This is a genomic window from Frigoribacterium sp. AP1 (assembly GCF_056680555.1).
Genome location: NZ_CM155288.1, coordinates 122,004 through 146,849 on the forward strand (window position 1 = coordinate 122,004; position 24,846 = coordinate 146,849).

Annotated in this window: 20 protein-coding genes; 11 read left to right on the top strand and 9 right to left on the bottom strand. The window is 71.5% G+C overall.

Going from position 1 to position 24,846, the window contains the following annotated elements; translation table 11 throughout:
- Positions 1-164 precede the first annotated feature (164 nt).
- Positions 165-857 (top strand): YceI family protein, encoded by a 693-nt coding sequence (locus AC1MBW_RS00610; RefSeq protein ID WP_480025108.1) that lies wholly within the window; start codon positions 165-167, stop codon positions 855-857.
- 136 nt (positions 858-993) lie between these two features.
- On the opposite strand, the gene AC1MBW_RS00615 is transcribed toward AC1MBW_RS00610, so the two are convergent.
- Positions 994-1,827 carry an ADP-dependent NAD(P)H-hydrate dehydratase gene (locus tag AC1MBW_RS00615; RefSeq protein ID WP_480025109.1) on the bottom strand — a complete coding sequence of 278 codons (834 nt, stop codon included), beginning with the start codon at positions 1,825-1,827 and terminating at the stop codon, positions 994-996.
- 91 nt (positions 1,828-1,918) lie between these two features.
- Between AC1MBW_RS00615 and AC1MBW_RS00620 the strand changes: the two genes are divergently transcribed.
- Both AC1MBW_RS00620 and AC1MBW_RS00625 read left to right on the top strand, forming a co-directional pair.
- Positions 1,919-2,554, top strand: a complete 636-nt coding sequence (locus tag AC1MBW_RS00620; RefSeq protein WP_054145203.1) for an HAD family hydrolase — start codon at positions 1,919-1,921, stop codon at positions 2,552-2,554.
- A complete protein-coding gene (locus AC1MBW_RS00625) occupies positions 2,551-3,708 on the top strand; it encodes an NADH:flavin oxidoreductase/NADH oxidase (RefSeq protein WP_480025110.1) in 1,158 nt (385 codons plus the stop codon). Before AC1MBW_RS00620 ends, AC1MBW_RS00625 begins: the two co-directional genes overlap by 4 nt.
- Positions 3,709-3,805: 97 nt before the next feature.
- On the opposite strand, the gene AC1MBW_RS00630 is transcribed toward AC1MBW_RS00625, so the two are convergent.
- From AC1MBW_RS00630 to guaB1, 3 genes are all read right to left on the bottom strand, one after another.
- The gene (locus AC1MBW_RS00630) at positions 3,806-4,846 is read right to left on the bottom strand and encodes a hemolysin family protein (protein ID WP_043593716.1); all 1,041 of its coding nucleotides are present in this window, start codon (positions 4,844-4,846) and stop codon (positions 3,806-3,808) included.
- Entirely contained in the window at positions 4,843-6,315 is a 1,473-nt protein-coding gene (locus AC1MBW_RS00635; protein WP_480025111.1) for a hemolysin family protein, read from the bottom strand. Before AC1MBW_RS00635 ends, AC1MBW_RS00630 begins: the two co-directional genes overlap by 4 nt.
- Before the next feature lie 158 nt (positions 6,316-6,473).
- On the bottom strand, positions 6,474-7,910 hold the full coding sequence (guaB1, locus tag AC1MBW_RS00640) for a GMP reductase (protein ID WP_480025112.1): 1,437 nt from the start codon (positions 7,908-7,910) through the stop codon (positions 6,474-6,476).
- Positions 7,911-8,032: 122 nt separating this feature from the next.
- Between guaB1 and AC1MBW_RS00645 the strand changes: the two genes are divergently transcribed.
- Positions 8,033-11,806, top strand: coding sequence for a multifunctional oxoglutarate decarboxylase/oxoglutarate dehydrogenase thiamine pyrophosphate-binding subunit/dihydrolipoyllysine-residue succinyltransferase subunit (locus tag AC1MBW_RS00645; protein ID WP_480025113.1), 3,774 nt, complete (start codon positions 8,033-8,035; stop codon positions 11,804-11,806).
- Positions 11,807-12,839: 1,033 nt separating this feature from the next.
- On the opposite strand, the gene AC1MBW_RS00650 is transcribed toward AC1MBW_RS00645, so the two are convergent.
- Positions 12,840-13,280: a GNAT family N-acetyltransferase gene (locus AC1MBW_RS00650; protein WP_480025114.1), complete on the bottom strand. Its 441-nt coding sequence runs from the start codon at positions 13,278-13,280 to the stop codon at positions 12,840-12,842.
- A gap of 132 nt (positions 13,281-13,412) precedes the next feature.
- On the opposite strand from AC1MBW_RS00650, the gene AC1MBW_RS00655 reads away from it, so the two are divergent.
- Both AC1MBW_RS00655 and AC1MBW_RS00660 read left to right on the top strand, forming a co-directional pair.
- Positions 13,413-13,991 carry a hypothetical protein gene (locus AC1MBW_RS00655; RefSeq protein ID WP_480025115.1) on the top strand — a complete coding sequence of 193 codons (579 nt, stop codon included), beginning with the start codon at positions 13,413-13,415 and terminating at the stop codon, positions 13,989-13,991.
- A gap of 55 nt (positions 13,992-14,046) precedes the next feature.
- A complete protein-coding gene (locus tag AC1MBW_RS00660) occupies positions 14,047-15,432 on the top strand; it encodes a LamG-like jellyroll fold domain-containing protein (RefSeq protein ID WP_480025116.1) in 1,386 nt (461 codons plus the stop codon).
- 117 nt (positions 15,433-15,549) lie between these two features.
- On the opposite strand, the gene AC1MBW_RS00665 is transcribed toward AC1MBW_RS00660, so the two are convergent.
- Together AC1MBW_RS00665 and AC1MBW_RS00670 are read right to left on the bottom strand one after the other, a co-directional pair.
- Positions 15,550-15,795, bottom strand: a complete 246-nt coding sequence (locus AC1MBW_RS00665; protein WP_043593711.1) for a zf-HC2 domain-containing protein — start codon at positions 15,793-15,795, stop codon at positions 15,550-15,552.
- On the bottom strand, positions 15,792-16,481 hold the full coding sequence (locus tag AC1MBW_RS00670) for a sigma-70 family RNA polymerase sigma factor (RefSeq protein ID WP_054147199.1): 690 nt from the start codon (positions 16,479-16,481) through the stop codon (positions 15,792-15,794). The genes AC1MBW_RS00665 and AC1MBW_RS00670 overlap by 4 nt, the downstream gene beginning before the upstream one ends.
- Positions 16,482-16,577: 96 nt before the next feature.
- Here AC1MBW_RS00670 and aroA point away from each other — a divergent pair, with 96 nt between their 5' ends.
- From aroA to AC1MBW_RS00690, 4 genes are all read left to right on the top strand, one after another.
- On the top strand, positions 16,578-17,993 hold the full coding sequence (aroA, locus tag AC1MBW_RS00675; protein WP_480025117.1) for a 3-phosphoshikimate 1-carboxyvinyltransferase: 1,416 nt from the start codon (positions 16,578-16,580) through the stop codon (positions 17,991-17,993).
- A gap of 73 nt (positions 17,994-18,066) precedes the next feature.
- Positions 18,067-19,197, top strand: coding sequence for a ribosome small subunit-dependent GTPase A (gene rsgA / locus AC1MBW_RS00680; protein ID WP_480025118.1), 1,131 nt, complete (start codon positions 18,067-18,069; stop codon positions 19,195-19,197).
- A gap of 295 nt (positions 19,198-19,492) precedes the next feature.
- Positions 19,493-20,263: an inositol monophosphatase family protein gene (locus tag AC1MBW_RS00685; RefSeq protein ID WP_480026131.1), complete on the top strand. Its 771-nt coding sequence runs from the start codon at positions 19,493-19,495 to the stop codon at positions 20,261-20,263.
- 211 nt (positions 20,264-20,474) lie between these two features.
- Complete coding sequence (locus AC1MBW_RS00690) at positions 20,475-20,609, top strand: hypothetical protein (RefSeq protein ID WP_480025119.1); 135 nt, start codon at positions 20,475-20,477, stop codon at positions 20,607-20,609.
- 129 nt (positions 20,610-20,738) lie between these two features.
- Here AC1MBW_RS00690 and AC1MBW_RS00695 read toward each other — a convergent pair whose 3' ends face one another.
- Together AC1MBW_RS00695 and fdhA are read right to left on the bottom strand one after the other, a co-directional pair.
- Positions 20,739-22,280, bottom strand: a complete 1,542-nt coding sequence (locus AC1MBW_RS00695; RefSeq protein ID WP_480025120.1) for an MFS transporter — start codon at positions 22,278-22,280, stop codon at positions 20,739-20,741.
- 145 nt (positions 22,281-22,425) lie between these two features.
- A complete protein-coding gene (gene fdhA / locus AC1MBW_RS00700; RefSeq protein WP_480025121.1) occupies positions 22,426-23,646 on the bottom strand; it encodes a formaldehyde dehydrogenase, glutathione-independent in 1,221 nt (406 codons plus the stop codon).
- A 129-nt stretch (positions 23,647-23,775) separates the two neighbouring features.
- Here fdhA and AC1MBW_RS00705 point away from each other — a divergent pair, with 129 nt between their 5' ends.
- Positions 23,776-24,690: a VanZ family protein gene (locus tag AC1MBW_RS00705; RefSeq protein WP_480025122.1), complete on the top strand. Its 915-nt coding sequence runs from the start codon at positions 23,776-23,778 to the stop codon at positions 24,688-24,690.
- Positions 24,691-24,846 lie beyond the last annotated feature (156 nt).

The following is a 24,846-nucleotide window of genomic DNA, read 5'->3' on the forward strand; positions in this document are numbered from 1 at the left end:
CGGGCCGCGGTCTCGCCACCCGCACCCTGGAGCGTTGCTCCGTCGCGCGCGCCCACCGTCTTCACCCGCGCCTCCCAGGTCTTTGCGAAAGAACCACGCCAGCATCGGACCCAGCCCCGTGGACTCGCCGCGCGTCATGCCGACCCCTCCGAAGGACGAAAACCATGAAGAAGAAGACCAAGATCGGGCTGGGCATCGCCGCAGCCGTCGTCGTCGTCCTGGGGGCCACCGCGGCCTTCGCCGGGCCGGCCTTCTACCGAGACGTGATCGTCGGTGAACCCGATGCCGCGCCCACCGCCTCGCTCACCCCCGGCTCGAGCACGCTCGACCCCAGCCAGCTCACGGGCGACTGGAGCATCGGTGACGGCAGCACGGCCGGCTACCGCGTCGACGAGGTGCTGAACGGCACCGACGTCACCGTCGTCGGCAAGACCGAGCAGGTCTCCGGAACCATCACCGTCGACGGCACGACCATCTCGGCCGCGACCGTCGACGTCGACGTCGCCTCGATCGCGACCGACAGCAGCAACCGCGACGACTATTTCAAGGGCACCGCCATGCAGGTGAACCAGTACCCGACGGCCACCTTCACGCTGACCCAGCCGATCGAGGCGGCCGTCCCGTCCGACGGTGAGGTGGCCGAGGTCGAGGCGACCGGCGAGCTGACCATGCACGGCGTCACGAAGAGCGTCACCGTGCCTCTGCAGGCGGCGCTCTCGGGCGACGGCGTGCAGGTGAGCGGGTCGATCCCCGTGACCTTCTCGGACTACGGCGTCGACGCACCGAGCCTCGGCTTCGTCAAGGTCGAGGACCAGGGGACGGTCGAGTTCCTCGTGGCGGCGACTCCCGCCTCCTGACCCCCCGGGCGCTCGCCCGTCGAGCGCCACAGCACGACCTGAGCGTCGCACCACCGACACCGGTGGTGCGACGCTCAGTTCGTGGTCGCGTGCGCCACGCCCGGGCTCAGCGCGGCCGGGCTCAGCGCGGCCGGGCTCAGCCCCGGCGCAGCAGCTCCGCGATCGTGGCGGGCAGGGCGTCGACCAGGCCGAGCACGGTCAACGGTCCCCCGGCGCTCGCCCGGGACGCCGCGAGGCCGTGGACGACCGCAGCCGTCGCGGCCAACCGGGCCAGCGCCTCCTCGTCCGCGGCGATCTCGTCGGCGTGCGTCGCGACCAGGGCTCCGAGGACTCCCCCGAGCGCGTCACCCGCACCGGCGGTCGCGAGCCACGTCGGAGCGCTGGCCGCGACGAGGCGCGTGCCGCCGGGCGACGCGACGTACGTGCGGTGCCCCTTGACGAGCACCGTGCAACCCCACTCCCCCGCCGCGCGTTCGGCGGCGCCGGCCGGGTCGGCGGCGACGTCGTCCACCTCGCGGCCCGAGGCCTTCGCCAGCTCACGGAAGTGCGGCGTCAGCACGACCGGACCGGTCGCCTGCTCGCGCAGCGAGAGCGCCCCGGCGTCGAGGACGAGTGGCACCCCCGAGGAGGCGCCGGTCGCGAAGCCGTCGCGGGTCTCGTCGTCGAGGTGGTCCGGGTCGACCCCGGAGCCGAGCAACCACGCCTGCACGCGACCCGGGCTCGTGACGGCCTCGGGCCGACGGTGCAGCACGAAGTCGGACGCGCGGGCGGGGCCGAGGTAGCGCAGCATGCCGACGCCGGTGTGCAGCGCGGCCTCGACGCCGAGCACGGCGGCGCCCGGGTACGAGCTCGAGCCGGTCACGACGCCGAGCACGCCGCGGCTGTACTTGTCGTCGTCGACCGCGGGCACGGCGATCCGGTCGGCGGCGTCGGAGGGGGTCCAGTCGGTGTAGCGGGTGTCGGAGGTCACGCCCCGACGGTAGTCGGCCCCGGCCCACCCGTGCCCGCGCGGCCGCCCTCGCCCGACCCGCCCGACCCGCGCCCGCCGATACGGTGGATCGATGAGCATCTCACTCCCCGGCCGCACCGTCGTCTTCGACTACGGCGAGGTGATCGCCCGGTTCCCCGACGACGCCTCGCGCCGCCGCATCGAAGAGCTCGCCGGCGTCGACCCTGCCGTGCTCTGGCCCAGCTACGGCCGCCACCGCCACGCACTCGACCGCGGCACGCTCACCGCCGGCGCCTACTGGCGCGCGATCGAGTCCGACACCGGCGCCGCCTGGACCCGCACCCGCGTGCACGAGCTCTGGGCCGCCGACTTCCCGTCGTGGTTCGTCCCCGAGCCCGGCACCCTCGACGTGATCGCCGATCTGGCCGACGGCGGCACGCGCCTGGCGATCCTCTCGAACGCCGGGCTCGACTTCGCGTCGCCGTTCCGGCACTCGCCCCTCGGCGAGCTGTTCGAGCGCGTCTTCGTCAGCGCCGAACTCGACGACCTCAAGCCGTCGGCCACGATCTTCGAGCACGTCCTGGCCGAACTCGGAACAACGGCCGCCGACACGGTGTTCATCGACAACAGGTCCGACAACGTCGAGGCCGCCCAGGCGCTCGGCATCACCGGGCACCTCTACACCGGGCCCGAGCCGCTCCGACGCTTCGTCGACGAGCTCGCGGCCCTCCCCACCGAAAGGCGATGACCCCCCTCGTGACCCAGACGGACGCAGTCCCCACGACCACCCCCGACACCACCGCGGCGCCCACCGGCGCGAGCGTCGGCCTCTTCGACCCGATCACCCTGCGCGGCCAGGCCTTCCGCAACCGCCTCTGGGTCGCCCCCATGTGCCAGTACTCGGCCGAGCTCGAGGACGGCGTCCCCACCGACTGGCACCTCGTCCACCTGGGCTCGCTCGCCCGAGGAGGCGCGGGTGCGGTCATCGCCGAGGCCACGTCGGTCACGCCCGAGGGCCGCATCTCGCCGCAAGACCTCGGGCTCTGGAACGACGCGCAGGTCGAGGCGTTCCGCCCGATCACGGCCTTCATCCGCTCTCAGGGCTCCGTGCCCGGCGTGCAGCTCGCCCACGCGGGCCGCAAGGCCTCGACCTTCCGCCCGTGGAGCGAGACGCAGGGCACCGTCCCCGCCGACCAGGGCGGCTGGACCACCGTCGCCCCGTCGGCCGTCGCCTTCGAGGGCTACGACGAGCCCGTCGCCCTGACCACCGAGGCGGTGGGCGACCTCGTCGAGGCGTTCCGCGTCGCCGCGCGCCGCTCGGTCGACGCCGGCTTCGAGCTGATCGAGCTGCACGCCGCCCACGGCTACCTGCTGCACCAGTTCCTGTCGCCGCTGAGCAACGAGCGCGACGACCGGTACGGCGGGTCGCTCGAGAACCGTGCGCGCTTCCTGCTCGAGGTCGTCGCGGCCGTCCGGGCCGAGGTCGGCGACGAGTACCCGTTGCTCGTCCGCTTCTCGGCGACCGACTGGGCCGACGGCGGCTGGAACGAGGACGACACCGCCACCGTCGCCGCCTGGGCGCACGAGGCCGGCGCCGACCTGTTCGACATCTCGACCGGCGGCCTCGTGGCCGGCGTGAGCATCCCGGTCGGCCTGGGCTACCAGGTGCGCTTCGCCGAGCACGTCCGTCGTCAGGGCCGCGTCGAGACCGGTGCCGTCGGCCTCATCGTCGGCGCCGAGCAGGCGAACGAGGTCGTGGCCAGCGGTCGCGCCGACGTCGTGCTCATGGCGCGCGAGTTCCTGCGCGACCCGCACTTCCCCCTGCGCGCCGCGGCCGAGCTCGGGATCGAGATCGACTACACGCCGTCGCAGTACGAGCGCGCACCGTTCCGCGTGCGCTGAGCCGCCCGGGGCCGCAGCGGCCCCACACGACGCGACCCGCGCCTCCTCACCCTCTCGGGTCAGGAGGCGCGGGTCGCGTCGTGCGTCTCAGGCGCGGTCAGCGACGCCGGGTCGCGTCCTGCACCTCGCCGATGAGCTCTTCGAGGATGTCCTCGAGGAAGAGCACGCCGCGCGTGGCTCCGGTCTCGTCGAAGGACCGCGCGACGTGGACGCCGCTGCGGCGCATGGTCGCCAGGGCGTCCTCGAGCTCGGTGCCCTGGAAGATCGAGATCAGCTGGCGGATGCGCTTCGGCGGAACCGGATCGGCGAACTCGTCCTCGTCGAGGTCGATGACGTCCTTGAGGTGCAGGTACCCCGTGGGGTCGCCGCCGTCGTCGACCAGCACGTACCGCGAGAAGCCGCGCTGGGCGACGGCGCGCTCGACGTCGTGCGGCGTGGCGTCCTCGGGCAGGGTGACGAGCTCGTCCATCGGGACGGCCGTCTGCGCGACGGTCTTCTCGGTGAACTCGAACGCCGCGCGCACCGTGCCGGTGGCGTCGGTGATCATGCCCTCGCGCTGCGACTGGGCCACGATCGTCGCGACCTCGTCGACCGTGTAGGCGCTGGTCGCCTCGTCCTTCGGCTCGACCTTGAAGGCCCGCAGCACGGCGTTGGCCGAGTGGTTGAGGGCCAGCACGACCACGTGCAGCACGCGGGCGATGGCGACGAGCGGCGGGGCCAGCAGCAGGGCGGCGCGGTCCGGCAGCGAGAACGAGATGTTCTTCGGCACCATCTCGCCGAACACGACGTGCAGGAACGACACGAGCACGAGCGTGATGACGAAGCCCACGACGCTGACCAGCTCGGGGCTGAGCCCGGTCCAACCGAGCGGCCCCTCGAGCAGGTGGTGGATCGACGGCTCGGACACGTTGAGGATCAGCAACGAGCAGATCGTGATGCCGAGCTGCGTCGTCGCGAGCATCATCGTCGCGTGTTCCATGGCCCAGAGCGTGGTCTTGGCGGCACGACTGCCAGCCTCGGCCTTGGGTTCGATCTGCGACCGTCGGGCCGAGATCACGGCGAACTCGGCCGCCACGAAGAACGCGTTGCCGGCCAGCAGCACCACGAGCCAGACGATGCCCCACCAGTCGCTGCTCATCGGGTCACCTCTTTCGTGCGGACCGCGCGACGGTCGTCCTCGACGCCCGTGCGCGCCTTCTCGGGCAGCGTCGTCTCGGGCAGCGCCTTCGGGTCGCGTCGGCCGGAGCGGTCGCGATCGTCGCGTCCGCGGCCGTCGCGTCGGCCCGGCTCGGTCTCCGTGACCTCGGGCACGTCGTCGGGCGTGGGCGTGAAGCGGATGCGGTCGATGCGTCGGCCGTCGAGCCGTTCGACCCGGAACGCGCCGTCGTCGGTCTCGACCACGTCGCCGACCTTGGGCAGGCGGCCGAGCTCGCTCATGAGCCAGCCGCCGACGGTCTCGTAGGGCCCGTCCTCGGGCACCTTGACCGAGGCGCGCTCGAGCAGTTCGTCGGGCCGCAGCAGACCGGGGAAGGTCAGCCAGTTGCGCGAGCGGACGACGTCGACCCGGCTGCGGTCGTGCTCGTCGCTGACCTCGCCGACCAGCTCTTCGATGAGGTCCTCGAGGGTGACGACCCCGGCGGTTCCGCCGTACTCGTCGACGACGACGGCCATCTGGTAACCGCGACCGCGGACCTCGCTCAGCAGGTTGTCGAGGGTCATCGTCTCGGGCACGCGGACCGCATCGGTCAGCAACGCCGAGACGGGCACGTCCGCCCGCTTCTCACGCGGCACCGAGACGGCCTGCTTGACGTGGACGAGGCCCACGACGTCGTCGATGCCGTCGTCCGTCACCGGGAACCGCGAGTAGCCGGTGCGTCGAGCCAGCTCGAGCACGGTCTCGGCCGAGTCGCCGCGCGCGACGGTCGACAGACGGGGCCGCGGCGTCATGACGTCGGAGGCGGTGTGGTCGCTGAAGACGAGCGTGCGGGCGAGCAGGGTCGCCGTGTCGCGGTCGAGGCTGCCCTCGGTCGCCGAACGACGCACGAGCGACGAGAGCTCTTCGGCCGTGCGGGCACCCGACAGCTCTTCCTTCGGCTCGATGCCCATGGCCCGCAGCACGCCGTTGGCCGTGTTGTTGAGCAGGGCCACCGCCGGTTTGAACACCGTGGTGAACAGCACCTGGAACGGGATGACCAGCTTGGCCGTCTTGAGCGGCAGCGCCAGGGCGAAGTTCTTCGGCACGAGCTCGCCGATGATCATCGACAGCAGGGTGGCGACGACGATCGAGACGATCGGCGCGCCGACCGCGACGACCCCCTCGGGAACGCCGACCGCGGTGAGCGGCGGCGAGAGGAGCCGCGAGATCGCGGGCTCCATCGTGTAGCCGGTCAGCAGGGTCGTCAGCGTGATGCCGAGCTGGGCGCTCGACAGGTGGGTCGAGGTGATGCGCAGCGCGCCGATGGTCGGGGCGAGCCCCTTCTCACCCCGGGACTGGCGTGCCTCGAGGTCGGACCGGTCGAGGTTGACCAGCGAGAACTCGCTGGCCACGAAGAGGCCGGTGCCGACGGTGAGCAGCAGGCCGAACGCGAGCAGTATCCACTCGTTCACCGGACGGAGTCACCCCACTCGGCGGTAGGAGCACCCGAGGTCAGGAGGCGCGGCGTGCGATGGTGCGAGGGTGCGGTCGTCTGAGACGGAGGGTCATCCATAGACGGGCGATCTTACGGCACCGGCACGATTCCCGTCACGTGACCTCGCCCCCCGTCTCACCAGCTGACGGGGAGCGCCTTGCCCTCTTCGTACCCGGCCGCGGACTGGACGCCGACGAGCGCACGCTCGGCGAACTCGGGAACCGACGTCGCCCCGGCGTAGGTGAACGAGCTGCGGACGCCCGAGGTGATCATGTCGAGGAGGTCCTCGACGCCGGGACGCAGCGGGTCGAGGTAGATCTTCGACGACGAGATGCCCTCGGCGAAGAGGGTCTTGCGGGCCAGCTCGTACGGGTCGAGACGCTCGAAGCGACCACGCACGGCCTTGGTCGAGGCCATGCCCCAGCTCTCTTTGTAGAGGCCGCGCTCGTCGCTCGCCAGCTCGCCCGGTGCCTCGATGGTGCCGGCGAACCACGAGCCGATCATCACCGACGACGCACCAGCCGCGAGGGCGAGCGCCACGTCGCGCGGGTAGCGCACACCGCCGTCGGCCCAGACGTGCGCGCCGAGGGCACGGGCGGTGGCCGCCGTCTCGAGCACGGCGGAGAACTGGGGGCGACCGACGGCGGTCATCATGCGGGTGGTGCACATGGCGCCCGGGCCGACGCCCACCTTGACGATGGACGCGCCGGCCGCGACGAGGTGCCGGACGGCCTCTTCGGTGACGACGTTGCCCGCGACGATCGGCAGGCCCAGGTCGAGGGCGGACACCGCCCGGACGGCCCGGATCATGCCGTCCTGGTCGCCGTGCGCGGTGTCGATCACGAGCACGTCGACGCCCGCCGCGGCGAGGGCCTTCGCCTTGCCCGCGACGTCGCCGTTGATGCCGATCGCCGCGGCGACGCGAAGCCGACCGTCGGCGTCGACGGCGGGCTGGTAGATCGTCGACCGCAGCGCGCTCTTGCGGCTCACCGTGCCGACGACCTGACCGTGCCGCAGCACGGGGGCGAAGTGGATGTCGGCCGCCACCATGCGGTCGAACGCGTCACGCGGGCTGTCGACGTCGTCGGCGTCGAGCGAGGTCAGGGCCCCGTGCAGCAGGTCGCCGAGCACCGCGTCCCGCGGGGCCGTGGCCAGGCGGGAGGTGGCGATGCAGCCGAGGTACGCCCCCGTGCCGTCGTGCAGCACGATGCCATGGCCCTCGACGGCCGGGACGACCGAGAGCGCCTGTTCGACGGTCTGGCCCGCGTCGAGCGAGTAGGGCGTGTCGTAGTCGACGGGCTGGGCCTTGACCCAGCGGATGGCGGCGTCGAGGTCTTGCAGGTGCATGTCCTGCGGCAGCACGCCGAGGCCGCCGCGACGGGCCAGGGTCGCCGCCAGGCGAGGGCCCGTGACCGAGTTCATGTTGGCCGACACGATCGGGATCGTGGCCCCCGTGCCGTCGCCCGGGGCGAGGGACACGTCGAGCCTGCTGGTGATCGACGACCGGCTCGGGACGAGGAACACGTCGGAGTAGGTCAGATCGTGCGTGGGGGTCGTCTCGTAGAACCGCATGGGTCCACGGTAATCCCTGTGAGTCGTCCCGCCGAGGACCGGCCTTTTACGCTTAAGCTGGCAGAGGTGGGCGTCGCAGCCCACGCACTGATCAACAATCAACGGAGAGTGGGCGATCGGCTGTGTCAAGCCACGTGACCGGTACAACTGACGACGGCGCTGCAGCCGAGTTCGGGGCCAACGAGTGGCTCGTCGACGAGCTCTACGAGCAGTGGGTGGTCGACAAGAACTCGGTCGACGAGTCGTGGTGGCCGATCCTCGAGGCCTACACGCCGCCCGAGGGCGGGTCCGCCCCCACGTCGCCGGCCGCACCGTCCGTCGAGACCGCAGCCGCGCCTCCTGCGTCGTCTGCTGCCGCGCCGGCAGCCGATGCCCCGGCACCCGCGGCCGCTGCAGCCGCCGGCCAGAAGGCCGCCGCCCGCACGACCTCGGTCGAGCCGGCGGCGAAGCCGATCCCGGCCCAGGTGCCCGACAAGGCCAAGGCGAAGCCCGCGAGTCCCGGCGAGCAGCCCACGCCCGAGGCCGAGAACGTCGTCTCGCCGCTGCGCGGCATGGCCAAGTCGCTCGCCACGAACATGGACGCCAGCCTCACCGTGCCCACCGCGACGAGCGTCCGCACGATCCCGGCGAAGCTGATGATCGACAACCGCATCGTCATCAACAACCACCTCAAGCGCGCCCGCGGCGGCAAGGTCTCGTTCACGCACCTCATCGGCTGGGCGCTCGTCCAGGCGCTGAAAGAGTTCCCCAGCCAGAACGTCTTCTACGACGAGGTCGACGGCAAGCCGTCGGTGGTCACCCCCGCGCACGTCAACCTCGGCCTCGCCATCGACATCCCGAAGCCCGACGGCACCCGCGCCCTGCTCGTGCCCGGCATCAAGAAGGCCGAAGAGATGCACTTCGGCGAGTTCCTCACCGCCTACGAGGACATCGTCAAGCGGGCCCGCGACAACAAGCTCGCCGCCGCCGACTTCCAGGGCAACACGATCTCGCTGACCAACCCCGGCGGCATCGGCACCGTGCACAGCGTGCCCCGCCTGATGAAGGGCGCGGGGGCCATCATCGGCGCCGGCGCGCTCGACTACCCGGCCGAGTTCCAGGGCTCGGCCTCGAAGACGCTCGTCGAGCTGGGCATCGGCAAGACCATCACGCTGACCAGCACCTACGACCACCGGGTGATCCAGGGGGCGGGCTCGGGCGAGTTCCTCAAGAAGGTCCACGAGCTGCTGATCGGGCAGCGCGGCTTCTACGAGGACATCTTCGCGGCGCTGCGCATCCCGTACGAGCCGATCCACTGGAACGCCGACATCAACGTCAACCTGGCCGAGCGCGTCAGCAAGACGGCCCGCGTCCAAGAGCTGATCAACAGCTACCGCGTGCGCGGCCACCTGATGGCCGACATCGACCCGCTCGAGTACCGCCAGCGCACGCACCCCGACCTGGCGATCGAGAGCCACGGACTCACCTTCTGGGACCTCGACCGCGAGTTCGTCACCGGCGGCCTGGGCGGCCGCACCCACGCCCTGCTCCGCGACATCCTCGGCATCCTGCGCGACTCGTACTGCCGCACCATCGGCGTCGAGTACATGCACATCCAGGACCCGGCACAGCGCAAGTGGATCCAGGACCACCTCGAGGTGCCGTACACCAAGCCCTCGCACGACGAGCAGATGCGCATCCTCGCCAAGCTCAACGAGGCCGAGGCCTTCGAGACCTTCCTGCAGACGAAGTACGTCGGCCAGAAGCGCTTCAGCCTCGAGGGCGGCGAGTCCACCATCTCGCTGCTCGACACCGTCATGCAGCACGCCGCCCGCGAGGGCCTCGACGAGGTCGCGATCGGCATGGCCCACCGTGGCCGCCTCAACGTGCTGACGAACATCGCCGGCAAGACCTACGGCCAGATCTTCCGCGAGTTCGAGGGGACGCAAGACCCCAAGACCGTCCAGGGCTCTGGCGACGTCAAGTACCACCTCGGCACCGAGGGCGAGTTCACGAGTGCGGTCGGCGAGACCATCCCCGTGTACCTCGCCGCGAACCCGTCGCACCTCGAGGCCGGCGACGGCGTGCTCGAGGGCATCGTGCGCGCCAAGCAAGACCGGGGCACGCCCGGTGCCTTCAGCACGCTGCCGATCCTGATCCACGGCGACGCGGCCATGGCCGGTCAGGGCGTCGTGGTCGAGACGCTGCAGATGTCGCAGCTGCGCGGCTACCGCGTGGGCGGCACCATCCACATCGTGATCAACAACCAGGTGGGCTTCACGACGCCGCCGTCCGAGTCGCGCACGTCGGTGTACTCCACCGACGTCGCCAAGACGATCCAGGCGCCGATCTTCCACGTGAACGGTGACGACCCCGAGGCCGTGGCCCGCGTCGCCGAGCTGGCGTTCTCGTACCGTCAGCAGTTCAAGCGCGACATCGTCATCGACCTCGTGTGCTACCGCCGACGCGGCCACAACGAGGGCGACGACCCCTCGATGACCCAGCCGCTGATGTACAACCTCATCGAGCAGAAGCGTTCGGTGCGCACGTTGTACACCGAGGCCCTCGTCGGCCGCGGCGACATCACGCAAGACGAGTACGACGGTGCCCACCGCGACTTCCAGGAGCGCCTCGAGCGCGCCTTCGCCGAGACGCACGCCGCGCAGACCGGGTCGATCCCGGTCGTCACGAGCGACGACGGCGACGTCGCCGACCTCGAGCGGCCCGTGGCCCAGCAGGACGACGCCCGGGGCGAGCCCGAGACCACGGGGGTCTCGCTCGAGCTCGTGCACGACATCGGGGACGCACACGACAACCCGCCGGCCGGGTTCTCGGTCCACCCCAAGCTGCAGCAGCTGCTCAAGAAGCGCGTCGACATGAGCCGCAACGGCGGCATCGACTGGGCCTTCGCCGAACTGCTCGCCTTCGGCTCGCTGCTGACCGAGGGCACGCCCGTGCGCCTCGCAGGTCAGGACAGCCGTCGTGGCACCTTCGTGCAGCGGCACTCGGTGCTGCACGACCGCGAGAACGGCCAGGAGTGGCTGCCGCTGCAGAACATCGCCGACAACCAGGCGAAGCTCTGGATCTACGACTCGCTGCTCAGCGAGTACGCGGCGATGGCCTTCGAGTACGGCTACTCGGTCGAACGGGCCGACGCGCTCGTGCTGTGGGAAGCCCAGTTCGGCGACTTCAGCAACGGCGCCCAGACGGTCATCGACGAGTTCATCTCGTCGGCCGAGCAGAAGTGGGGCCAGCGCTCGAGCGTCGTGCTGCTGCTGCCGCACGGCTACGAGGGCCAGGGCCCCGACCACTCGTCCGCCCGCATGGAGCGCTTCCTGCAGCTCTGCGCCGAGGACAACATGACGATCGCCCGGCCGTCGACGCCTGCGTCGTACTTCCACCTGCTGCGCCGTCAGGCCTACGCCCGCCCGCGTCGTCCGCTCGTGGTCTTCACGCCGAAGGCCATGCTGCGGCTGCGCGGAGCGACCAGCGGGGTCGACGCGTTCACCTCGGGGCGCTTCGAGCCGGTGCTCGACTGCACCCGGGTGTCCGAGCCCGAGTCGACGAAGCGCGTCGTGCTGCACAGCGGCAAGATCCACTACGACCTCTCGACCGAGCTCGACAAGCGGGGCGTCCAGAACGACGTCGCGCTCGTCCGCCTCGAGCAGCTCTACCCGCTGCCGCTCGACGAGATCCGTCGCGTGCTCGACCGCTACCCGTCCGCCGAGCTCGTCTGGGCGCAAGAAGAGCCCGAGAACCAGGGAGCCTGGCCGTTCGTCGTTCTCGAGCTGCAGAAGCACCTCGACCGACAGATCCGCGTCGCGTCGCGTCCTGCGTCGGCCTCGCCGGCCGCCGGGTCGAACAAGGCGAGCGCGGTGCAACAGGCGGCCTTGATCGCCGAGGCGCTCGACCTGTAGACGGCCCCCGCCCGCACGGCCGTGGCCGCGCCTCCCGCCGGAGGCGCGGCCACGTCCTTCTGCGCCGCTCTCCCCCGCCCAGGCCGGCCCGGCCCCCTGCCCAGCCCAGCATCCGGCCCCGGCCCCGCCGTCGGCAACTCAGGACTCTTGTCGCCTCGCCGCGCGCCAGCCCGCCGATCCGCGACCGTTCTCCTGAGTTGCCGACACGCGCCCGTCCACACCCGCTTTGACGTCGGCCCCGGCGCCAGCAGTCCGGGCCGAACTCGGGGCCCGGCCCCGCCGACGGCAACTCAGGACTCTTGTCGCCTCGCCCCGCGCCAGCCCGCCGATCCGCGACCGTCCTCCTGAGTTGCCGACAGGCGCCCGTCCACACCCGCATCCATGCCGACCTCGGCTCCGAACTCGGCCCCGGCCCCGGCCCCGGCCCGCAGTCGGCAACTCAGGACTCCTGCGGGCCCAGCACCGCTCGGACCGCTGCACGACGACACCAGCCAGGAATTGCCGACTCGAGACCCGCGACACACGACCAGTGACTTCAGGGACCGTGGAGGGGCGGGAACTGAGGAGAAAGGCTCCTGCTCGGACGGCCCCGCTGTCGGCAACTCAGGACTCCTGTCGCCTCGCGGTGCGTCAGCCGCGCTGTTCGCAACCGTTCTCCTGAGTTGCCGACAAGCGCCCGTTCACACCGGCCTCGACGTCGCCCCCGGCACCGGCAGTCCGAGCCGAACTCGGGCCCGGCCCCGCCGTCGGCAACTCAGGACTCCTGTGCGCTCAGCACAGCTCAGACCGCTGCACGACGACACCAGCCAGGAATTGCCGACTCAGGACCCGCGACACACGCCCCGCGACCGCGACCTGTGACGTCACCGGCAGCGGCAGCGGCAGCGGCAGCCGAGGGGCGGTAACTCAGGAGCACGTGCCGCTCCGGGCATGTTCACGCCCGAAGCGCACCAGGAGGCCTGAGTTGCCGACCGAGGACGGCCGCTCCAGCCCAAGGTGACGCCGCCGTCAGGGCGGCAAGAAGGCGCGGCGGTCAGATGAGCTTCGAGTAGCGGACGCCGGCCTCGTGGTAGCCACGCTTGCGGTAGAAGCGGTTGGCCGAGTCGGTGGCCGCTGCCGAGACGGCGTTGAGCACGCGTGCCTGGTGGCCCCGGGCCCACGACTCGAAGTGGCCGAGCAGGTACGAGCCGACACCGTCGCGACGAGCCTCGGCCGACACCACGAGCAACAGCAGCTCGGCGGTCGGGGCGTCGTCGTTGTACGCCCACACGACGTGTCCGCCGGCGACCGCCGTGATGCGCCCGTCGTCACCGCGCACGACCCACGTCTCGTGACCTGCGTCGGCCGTCAAGCGGGCCAGACGAGCAGAGAGCACGTCGGAGTCGAGCGTGTAGCCGAGCAGGCCGATCAACGACACGAGGTCGTCCAGGTCGCTGGTCGTCGGGATGCCGAGGGGCTGCACCGGTGCGGTCATGCCACGACGCTAGCGCAGCGCGAGACGTGTGACGACCGGATAGGACGCGACGGCGGACCCACACTTGTCTCTTTGTTGAAGAAGACTTAGTATCTCACCTGCAACATTTCTCGATGACAGACAGGATCAGCCATGCACCTCTCCCCGCGTTCGCGCCGTCTCACCGCCCACCTCGCACTCCCCGTCGCCGTGGTGCTGAGCGGCATCGTCGTCGGCACCAGCTCGTACGCCGCGTTCTCGGACCGCACCGACAACTCCGGCAACGCCTGGGCCAGCGGCAAGGTGGCCATCAGCGACGACGACGCCGGCGAGGCCCTGTTCGACGTCGCGGGCCTGCTGCCGGGCGACTCGGGTTCCACCTGCATCACGGTCACGACCGACACCAGCGCCGCGAGCTCCGTGCGGCTCTACTCCGGCGAGTCGAGTGACGCCGACGCCCTCGCGGACCACCTCGACCTCGTCGTCGAGCGTGGCGCGGTGACCGACGACTGCTCCGCCTTCGAGGCCGAGGGCGCTCCCGTCCATGACGGCAGCCTCTCCGACCTGATGGAGGTCACCTCGTTCGCCGACGGCCTGGGGCAGTGGAACGTCCCCGCGGGCTCGACCTCGTCGACGTACCGCTTCAGCTACGAGCTCGACCCCGCCGCGCCCAACACCGTGCAGGAGGCGAGCGCCGCGACGACGTTCGTCTGGGAGGCGCAGAACGACTGACCCCGCACCCGTCGGCCGCCGACACCCGCCCGGCACCGAGACAGAGAGGACCCCGATGCCCCCGCGCACCCGTCGCTGTTCCGGTGACCTCGGCCCGGTCGTCGTCGCGACCACGGCGCGGACCATCCTCCGGCTGGGCGTCCTGCTCGCTCTGTGGTGCGTCGTGCCCGCCGCTCTCGGATGGCACGTCACGACCGTCGCCAGCGACTCGATGGCCCCACGCCTCCGCACCGGTGACGTCGTCGCCGCCGCCCCGATCGACGGCGACGACGTCAAACCGGGCCAGGTGCTGCTCGTCGACGACCCCGACCACGCCGACCGGCTGCGGCTCCATCGTCTCGTCTCCCACGAACCCGACGGGCTCCGGCTGCGAGGCGACGCCAACGCGGCTCCCGACAGTTCGCTCGTCGCCGCCGAGGCCGTCCACGGGGTCGGCGTCCTGCGGGTGCCCTGGGTGGGGGCGCCGGGTACGTGGCTGAGGGGCGGCGATTTCCTCCCCCTCGTCGTGCTCGTGGTCGGGGTCGGCGTCCTCACCGGGCTGGCGCGTCTCGACGACCCGACGAAGTCCGAAGCACCGTGCCCCCGCTGCGGGCGACCCCGCTGGGAGCCCACCGCCCCGCCGATCGGGACGGCGCCCCGGTCGGTCTCGCCGACCGGCGTCGCGGCAGTGGTGCTCGTCCTCGCCTCCCTGATGGGCACGGTGCCCAGCGGTGCGGCGTTCTCGGGGGCCACCGGATCGGACGGTCGCGCCTCGACGGAGCTCTTCCCGTGCATGACGGGCCCGCTGCTCGACGATCCCGTCCTCGCCTGGGACTTCGACGGACCGCGAGGGGACGCCCATCATGACGCCAGCGCGCACGGTCGGGACGGTCGGGCCCTGAGCGGGGCGGTCCGGAACGACGGCTCGTGCCAGGCGAACCCGTCGGTCGACCTCCGGTCGGACGACGCACGCGTCGTGTCCACGACCCGCGAGGCAGCGCCGTCGACGTTCTCGGTCGAGGCCTGGTTCCGTACCGACCGGCCGGGCGGGCGCGTCGTCGGCTTCGGTTCGAGCGACGCCTCCGCCTCTTCGATCAAAGACCGCCAGCTCTACGTCACGTCACAGGGTCTCGTGTCGTTCGGCGTGCAGGGCTCGAGCGACTTCCGGTTCACGGTCGCGAGCCGCAGCCGGGTCGACGACGGCGAGTGGCATCACGTGGTCGGCACCTTCCGCCCCGGGGCCCTCGACCTCTGGCTCGACGGCGTCCACCAGGCCGGCCGCGCCGACAACCGCGGCGCCAAGACGTACGACGGCTCGTGGCGGGTGGGCCGGGACTCCCTCGACCCGTGGCCGGGCCAACCGGCCGACTACAGCTTCCGGGGCGACGTCGACACGGTGCGCGTCTACGACCGACAACTGGACGAGGTGTCCATCGCATCGCACCACGCCGCCGGTCGCTGACCGACGCGACGACGGTGGGCGACGACGGTCGAGGAGGCGCGGGTCGCGTCGACCGCGCCCCTCACCCCGTCGACGAACGGGATGCGCGACGAGCCCCGGCTGCGACCTCCGCCGCGGCTAGCGGTGCGCCGACTGCAGCTCGCGCAACCGTGCCAGGACGGTCGCGCGCAGGTCTTCGGGTGCCGTCTCGCGGCAGGCACGCTGGACGGCTTCGGTCAGCACGACGCCGACCTTGTGCTCACCCGAGCAGTCGCCGCAGTTCGCCATGTGCTCTCGGATGTCGGCCGCGTCCTCGCGGCACAACTCGTTGTGCAGGTAGTCCTCGAGTTCGGCCTTGGCCTTGGTGCAACCACAGTCGGTCATTTCTTTGCGCCCTTCGACGAGCCGACGGGGACGGCGATGCCACGATCGCGTGCGTAGTCGGCGAGGAGTTCACGGAGCAGGCGACGGCCGCGGTGCAGGCGGCTCATCACGGTGCCCACGGGGGTCTTCATGATGTCGGCGATCTCTTGGTACGAGAAGCCTTCGACGTCCGCGAAGTACACGGCCATGCGGAAGTCTTCGGGGACCTTCTGCAGGGCGTCCTTCACGGCGCTGTCGGGGAGGTGGTCGATCGCCTCGGCCTCGGCCGAGCGGGTCGAGCCGGAGGCGCGGGTCGCCGACTCGGCGCCGCCCATCTGCCAGTCTTCCAACTCGTCGATCGTGCCCTGGTAGGGGTCGCGCTGCTTCTTGCGGTACGTGTTGATGAACGTGTTGGTCTGGATGCGGTAGAGCCAGGCCTTCAGGTTGGTGCCCTGCTGGAACTGCGCGAACGCCGCGTAGGCCTTGACGAACGTCTCTTGGACGAGGTCGCTGGCGTCGGCCGGGTTGCGCGTCATGCGCATGCCCGCGGCGTAGAGCTGATCCATGAACGGAAGCGCCTGCTCTTCGAACAGGGCGCGCTTCTCGGCGTCGGCGTCGACGGCCTCGAGGGCGGCGTCGACGTCGGCCTCGGTCGGTTCGACGGCGGCAACGGTCGGTGTGGGCTCGTGGCCCTCGGGGGTGCTCATCAAGGCCGATTCTAGTTCGGCGACGGTGATTTCCCTCGGTGCTAGTGCGACAGGCACAGGTCCTCCAGGTTCTTGCTGCATTACTGTGGTGAACCGATGCAGGTGTACAGGTATTCCGGGCCCGAGTTCTCCCCCTATGGCGACGGAAGGGTTCCCGAGGTCGACGAGGGGCGCTGGGTGGCGCCCACCGCCTCCGGACCGTTGCGCGCCTCCTCGTCCCTGCCCGGGTCGAAGTCGCTGACGAACCGCGAACTGGTGCTCTCGGCGCTGGCGTCGTCACCCTCGACGCTGCGCCTGCCGCTGCACTCGCGCGACACGGCGCTGATGATCGAGGCGCTCAAGGCGTTGGGCACGACGGTCACCGAGTTCCCCAACGACTCCCCCTTCGGGCCCGACCTGGTCGTCACACCCGGCGAGCTGCAAGGCGGGGCGACGATCGACTGCGGCCTGGCCGGCACGGTCATGCGGTTCCTGCCCCCGGTCGCGGCACTCGCCCTCGGCCCGGTCACGTTCGACGGCGACGCCAGCGCCCGCAAGCGCCCGATGCGCACGACGATCGACGCCCTGCGCGCCCTCGGCGTCGAGGTGAACGACGACGGGCGAGGTGCGCTGCCGTTCAGCCTGTACGGCACCGGCGAGGTCGAGGGCGGCGACGTCGAGATCGACGCCTCCGCCTCGAGCCAGTTCGTCTCGGGCCTGTTGCTCTCGGCCGCCCGCTTCGAGCGTGGCCTCACCCTGACCCACACCGGCGAACGCCTGCCGAGCCTGCCGCACATCGAGATGACGATCGACGCGCTCGCGCAGCGCGGGGTCGAGGTCGCGTCGCCGGCCGTCGGCACCTGGATCGTACCGCCGACGCCGATCGAGGGGCGCGAGGTCGTCATCGAGCCCGACCTGTCGAACGCGGCACCGTTCCTCGTGGCCGCCCTGGTCGCGGGCGGCACCGTGTCCATCGCGCACTGGCCCGCCGACACGACCCAGGTCGGGGCCGACCTGATCGACCTGCTGCCGCTCTGGGGCGCGACCGTCACGCTCGACGGCGACACCCTCACCGTCGACGGCGGCGTGGGCCTCGTCGGCGGCGGCTCGCTGCCCGGCGTCGACGTCGACCTGTCCCGCGGAGGCGAGCTCGCCCCCGCGCTGGTCGCCCTCGCCGCCCTCGCCTCGGGCCCCAGCACGATCACCGGCATCGGCCACCTGCGCGGTCACGAGACCGACCGCCTCGCGGCCCTCGCGGCCGAGATCAACGCCCTCGGAGGCGCGGTGACCGAACTCGAGGACGGCCTGCGCATCGAGCCGTCCCCGCTGCACGCGGGCCAGTGGCGCACCTACGAGGACCACCGCATGGCGACCGCTGCGGCGATCATCGGCCTGGCGGTCGAGGGCGTCGAGCTCGACGACGTCCGCGTCGTCGCCAAGACGCTGCCCCAGTTCGTCGAGCTGTGGGACGAGATGCTCGGCCGCACCGTCCGTCAGAGCCCCGCCGACATCGACCTGCTCGGGTTCCTCTAGGCGCCGGGCCGACGACGATGAACGGGGCACGGCACGGAACGAGCGAGGCACGGTCGACGATGAGCGAGGCACGATGAGCTGGTGGAGCGACGGCGACGACGCCGACGACGAGCGCGAGTACGGCGAGTACGACGAGAGCTCGGTGCGGGTGCGCCCGAACCCCAAGGGCAACAAGCCGCGAACCAAGCAGCGTCCGGCCTACGCGAACGCCGAAGAGGGGGTCGTCTGGACGGTCGACCGCGGCCGCTACGGCGTGCTGATGGACGCCGGCACCCCCGACGAGCGCGAGATCACGACGGCCAGGGCGCGTGAGCTCGGCAAGAAGAGCGTCGTGACCGGCGACCGCGTCGGCGTCGTCGGCGACACGAGCGGCTCCGAGGGGTCGCTCGCGCGCATCGTCAAGGTCCAGGAGCGCTCGACCCTGCTGCGGCGCAGTGCCGACGACAGCGACGCCGTCGAGCGCGTCATCGTCGCCAACGCCGACCAGATGTTGATCGTCGTGGCGGCCGCCGACCCCGAACCCCGGCCCCGCCTGGTCGACCGCTACATGGTCGCGGCGTTCGACGCCGGGGTCGAGCCGATCCTCTGCATCACCAAGACCGACCTCGCCGACCCGGCGCCGTTCGCGGCGCACTTCTCGTGCTTCGACCTGCGCATCGTCACGACGACGTCGACCTCGTTCGACGAGGTCGCGCCCGGCGGGCAGGTCTCCCCCGCGCTCGACGAGCTGCGCGGCGTCCTCGACGGGCACGTCACGGTCACGGTCGGTCACTCGGGCGTCGGCAAGTCCACCCTCGTGAACGCGCTGACGGGGTCGCGACGCGAAGTCGGCGTGGTCAACGCGGTCACCGGGCGCGGACGGCACACGTCGTCGTCGACGGTGTCGTTCAAGGTGCCGACCGGCGGCTGGATCGTCGACACCCCCGGTGTGCGGTCGTTCGGGCTGGGCCACGTCGACCCCGAGAACATCCTCAAGTCGTTCGCGGCGCACGCGATCCCGGCCGAGGGCGAGCCGGTCGACGGCATCCCGCTGGCCGAGGCCCACGACTGGGAGATCGTCGACCGCATCGAAGCCGGCGAGCTCGGCGACGTCGGCCGCGAACGGCTCGAGTCGCTGCAGTCGCTGCTCGCGTCCAAGGGCGGCGTGAGCGCGCGCGACCTCGCCGCGGCTGCCGACGACGCCCGCAGCGACGAGCTCGGCTAGAACGCTGCTGCGTCGCACCGCGTTTTGTGCAGCGCACCGGGACTAGTCGCGGTGCCGTGCACGAAACGCGGTGCGATGACGTCCGGGGCCCGCCCGTGCCGGGAGCAGGAGGCGCGGGCCGGTCATGCGAGCGGCGCGCGGACGAGCAGGGCGGGCTGGGTACGCTGACGGGGTGACCGATGCTGCCGAGCCGACCCGCGCCTCCTCGTCCCCTGTCGGACCCGATTCGGGCGCCGATCCCGGAGCGAACGACGAGCGCAGCGCCGTCACGAAGCCGGCGAGTACCCCGCCGTGGGTGGACGACCTGGCGCTCGCGCTGGAGCTGGCCGACCTGGCCGACGCGATCAGCACCGAGCGGTACCGCTCGGCCGACCTGCACGTGTCGCTCAAGCCCGACCGGTCGCACGTGACCGACGCCGACCAGGCCGTCGAGCGGGCGATCCGTAAGCGGGTCGCCTCCGCCCGCCCCGACGACACCTTCTACGGCGAGGAGTACGGCCACGACGCTCCCTCGCACCGCCAGTGGGTGGTCGACCCGATCGACGGCACGGCGAACTTCCTGCGCGGGGTCCCGGTCTGGGCGGCGCTGATCTCGCTCGTCGTGGACGGGGTGCCCGTGGTGGGTGTCGTGAGTGCTCCGACGCTCGGGCGACGCTGGTGGGCGACGCAGGGCGGCGGGGCGTTCTCGACCGAGCACGACGGGCCGTTGCGGGTGTCGGGCGTGCGCGACCTGGCCGACGCCTCGTTGAGCTTCAACGGGCTCGAGTACTGGATCGACGCCGGACGCCTGCCGCAGCTGCTCGACCTGACGGGCAAGGTCTGGCGGACGCGGGCGTACGGCGACTTCTGGTCGTACATGCTCGTGGCCGAGGGCGCACTCGACATCGCGGGCGAGTTCGACCTGCAGCCCTACGACATGGCGGCCGTGGCCGTCGTCGTCGAGGAGGCCGGCGGACGCTTCACCAGCGCCGACGGACAGCCGGGGCCCTGGCACGGCACCGCGCTGGCGACGAACGGACTGCTGCACGAGAGCGTCCTCGGGATCGTGGCCGCGCCTCCTGCCTGAACCGAGGTTCATCCCTGCGACGGAGGGCGACTCAGCCCTGCGCTTATGTTCACGCAACACCCGGCCCGCTTGACTGGTCGCACGACGTCACCGGCTCCGACAGGAGCACCGAGCATCTCGGGCAGGGACGCCAGGGGCTCCGCCGCCCGTCTCCCTGTGACGGGCGGCCGGGCCCCGCCAACCGCCTCACCAGCCGACCGAAAGGCCCACCATGTTCGTCACGCCCGCCGCCTCCGCCACCGCCAGCACCGCCGCCGGCTCGGTCGACCCCGCGTCGATCGCCCTGTCGGGCACGCGTCAGGTCGACGTCACGAGCTACGTCGTCGAGGCCTTCGCGCGCCTCTGACCTGCGGGGGCACGCGACCCCAGGAGGCGCGTCTCACCGAGGAGGCGCGTCTCACGCAGGAGGCGCGGGTCACCCCGACGACGTGGGTCACCGAGGAGGCCATGGTCACCGGCCGACGATGGTCACCGACTACGCAGCAGCAGCCTCGGCCCCGTCGCCCACGCGCCCCTTCTTGCGGGCGCGGAGGTCCATCAGCCCGAGCACGAGCGCCACGGACACCAGGGCGATCGTGACGAAGAACCCGTTGCGGTAGGCCTCGTGGTAGATGTCGAGGTCAGCGCCCTCCGCTCCCCCGGCCCCGGCGATGACCGAGTAGAACGTCGAGACCGCGGCCGCCGTGCCGATGGCCGTGCCGGCGCGCTGACCGACCTGCCCCATCGAGCCGGCGACGCCGCCCATCTCGACGGGCACCTCGGCCAGCGTGAGCGTCTGGTTCGGCGAGATGACGAAGCCACCACCCGTGCCGGCGATCAGCATGCCGATGCCCATGGCGTACGGCGTGATGTCGCGTGGGGTGAGCACGGCCGCGAGCAGCAGGGCGACGAAGCCCACCGCGACCAGGATCAGCCCGAGCACGACCAGGCTGCGACCGAAGCGGTCGACGAGGCGTCCACCGTAGAACGCGGCGACGGCGCTGGTCAGCGCGAACGGGATGGTGACCATGCCGGCGTAGACGGGCTCGAGGCCGAGCCCCTGCTGCAGGTAGAGCGTCGTCAGCAGGAAGGTCGCCGGCAGGGCGCAGAAGTAGACCGTGGCGATCAGGGTGCCGTTGCGGTACGAGGCGAGCGAGAACAGGCTGAAGTGCACGACCGGTGACTTGCCGCGGGCCTTGTAGCGCTGCTCCCACCAGACGAAGGCGGCACCGAACGCGACAAAGCCGATCAAGAAGAGCCAGCGCAGCGGGTCGTCGCCCTGGCCGGTGGTCAGCACGAACGGAAGCATGAGCGTGAAGATCGTCAGGCCGAGCAGCACGATGCCGAAGAGGTCGAGCTCGTTGTGGCCGTTCGAGGCGGTGCGGGTCTTCGGCAGCAGCTTCAGGGCGAAGAAGATGGCGATCAGGCCGAGCGGGATGTTCATCCAGAACAGCAGGCGCCAGCCGTCCTCCGGGCCGCCGATCGCGATGAGCAGGCCGCCGAGGGTCGGGCCGAACGCCGTGCTGACGCCGATGATGGCGCCGAAGAAGCCGAAGGCGCGGCCGCGTTCCTTGCCCTGGAAGAGCTGCTGGATGAGTCCGAGCACCTGCGGCATCTGGATGCCGGCGGCGACGCCCTGCAGGATGCGGGCGGCGACGAGCAGCTCGATGGTCGGCGCGAGGGCGCAGAGCAGGCTGGCGACGGTGAACGAGGTCAGTCCGATGACGAACATCATGCGGCGTGACTTGAGGTCGCCGAGACGGCCGGACGGCACGAGCGACAGGCCGAACGCCAGCGCGTAACCGGCGACGATCAGCTGCAGGGCGGTGGGTCCGGCACCGAGCGACGCCTCGATGCTGGGCAGGCCGACGTTGACCTTCGACAGGTCGAGGATCGTCAGGGCGGCGACGCCGACGCACACGGCGAACGCGCGCCACTTCTGGCGTTCCTCGTCGGAGCGGGCGGCGCGGCCGTGGCCGGAGGCGGGGCGGGCGGCGTCGGCGCCGCCGGAGGCAGGGGTGTCGGATGTCTTCGTCATGGGATCGTTCCGTCATACACCTTGCACAGCACGCAACGACGCGAGTGGCTGCGGAACGCGGGTGGCCCGGTGGGCCGACCCGCGCCTCCTGGGCTCTGTCGGTCGAGGGGACCGAGAGCCGAGGAGGCGCGGGTGGCGACGACCGCTAGGCCGCCTTGATCAGGTCGTTCGGGTTGAGGACGTACTTCGTGGCGGCGCCCTTGTCGAACTCGGCGTAGCCGCGGGGGGCGTCCGCGAGGCTGATCGCCTGGGCGTGGACGTTCTTCGCGATGCTCGTGCGGTCGTGGAGGATCGCCATCATCAGCTGTCGGTTGTACTTCATCACCGGGCACTGGCCGGTGGTGAACGACAGCGACTTGGCCCAGCCGGTGCCGAGGCTGAGCGACAGCGAGCCCCTCTGGGCGGCCTCGTCGACTCCGCCCGGGTCGCCGGTGACGTAGAGCCCCGGGATGCCGAGGGCGCCGCCCGCCGCGGTGATGTCCATCAGCGAGTTGAGCACGGTGGCGGGTGCCTCGTCGCCCGATCCGCCGCCGTGCCCCTTGGCTTCGAAGCCGACCGCGTCGATGCCGCAGTCGACGAGGGGTTCGCCGAGGATCTGGTCGATCTGGTCGGCGGGGTCGCCCTTGGTCAGGTCGACGGTCTCGCAGCCGAAGCTGCGGGCCTGGGCGAGGCGGTCGGCGTTCATGTCGCCGACGATGACGACGCTGGCGCCGAGCAGCAGGGCTCCGGTGGCGGCGGCGAGGCCGACGGGGCCGGCTCCGGCGACGTAGACGGTCGAGCCGACCTCGACGCCGGCGGTGACGGCGCCGTGGAACCCGGTCGGGAAGATGTCGGAGAGCATCGCCAGGTCGAGGATCTTCTCCATGGCCTGGTCGGCGTCGGGGAACTTCAGGAGGTTCCAGTCGGCGTAGGGCACGAGCACGTACTCGGCCTGGCCGCCGACCCAGCCGCCCATGTCGACGTAGCCGTAGGCGCTGCCGGGACGGTCGGGGTTGACGTTGAGGCAGATGCCGGTCTTGCGCTCCTTGCAGTTGCGGCAGCGGCCGCAGGCGATGTTGAACGGCACCGAGACGATGTCGCCGACCTTGATGAACTCGACGTCGGGGCCGACCTCGACGACCTCGCCGGTGATCTCGTGGCCGAGCACGAGGTTCGTCGGGGCGGTGGTGCGGCCGCGGACCATGTGCTGGTCGGAGCCGCAGATGTTGGTGGCGACCGTGCGCAGGATCGCGCCGTGGTTGACCTTGCGTCCGACGTTGGCCGGGTTGACGCCGGGGCCGTCCTTCAGCTCGAAGGTCGGGTAGTCGACGTCGATGACCTCGACCTGGCCGGGGCCCTTGTAGGCGACCGCGTGATTCGTTGCCATGGTGATCCTCCTTGATCACGTGCGAGCACGGGACGTGCCCGATCCCTCGCAGGCTATTGCCCGGGTCGGGCGGTGCGAGCGAATCACAGCGAGCGTTCAGGTGCGGGGCCGGGCCGCTAGCGTGGGGCGATGACCGCCCGCCGCCGCCGCGTCACCGCGGCCGTCGTGCTCGCGGTGTACCTGACCTGTCTGGTCGTCGCCCTCGGGGCCGTGACGGACGTGGCGCTGGTCGCGACCTTCGCCCGGGCGGCGGCCTCGACGATCGTGGGCGCGGCCCGCTCGGTGGGGCTGCTGACGCTGTCGGGCGGCTTCGTCCAGGCCCTGGCCGTGAGCGCCGCCGTCGTGCCGGTGCTGCCCCTGGTCGCCCTGGCCGCGCCGCGGCGTCATCGAGGCACGGCAGGGGGCCTGGCGGCGGGCGCCGTGCTCGTGGCGAGCGTTGTCGTGGCCATCACGACGAGTGCTGACGCGTCTCTCAGCTCAGGAGGCGCGGGCGCGGTGGGGGGACGCCTCGCGTCGCTGCTGTGGGCGGCTGCGGTCGGGCTGACGCTCGGGCTGCTCGTGGCGCGTGCGGCGGTCGTCGTCGGGACGCCGACCCCGCTCGGCACCCCGGAACGGAAGGTGCGGGCGGGGGCGATCGCGGCCGCCGTGGTCTATGCCCTCGTGCTGGCGTCGATCGCGTTCACGGCCCGGCCCGTCGACGAGGGCTTCGGCCCGACGCTGCAGCGCGCTCTGGACGTGCTGCACGGGATCGGCGTGCCGGTGTGGGTGGACTACTCGACGGTCGAGTTCTCGGCCAACATCGCGCTGTTCGTGCCGCTGGGCGTGGTGGTCGTGTTGCTCGTCGGCCTGGAGCGTTGGTGGTGGGGCGCGGTGGCCGGCTTCGTAGCCAGTGCGACGATCGAGCTCGGCCAGCTGGTGTTCCTGCCCGGCCGGTTCGCCTCGGCCGACGACGTGCTGGCCAACGCGACCGGAGCAGTCATCGGGGCCTTGGTCGGGGTCGTCGTGCTCGACGTCGTACACCGACTGGCCGCCGTTCGACGCTGACGCCGCCGGTGGCGGGCTGTCGAACGGGGCAGCACAAGGAGAGCAGCGATCCGGCTGGGGCAGCAGTGGCTCCGACCCTCTCGCCGCGGCCCCATCCCACGACCTGAACACCTTCCGCACACACGAAGGCCCCGGGCTGATGCCCGGGGCCTTCGT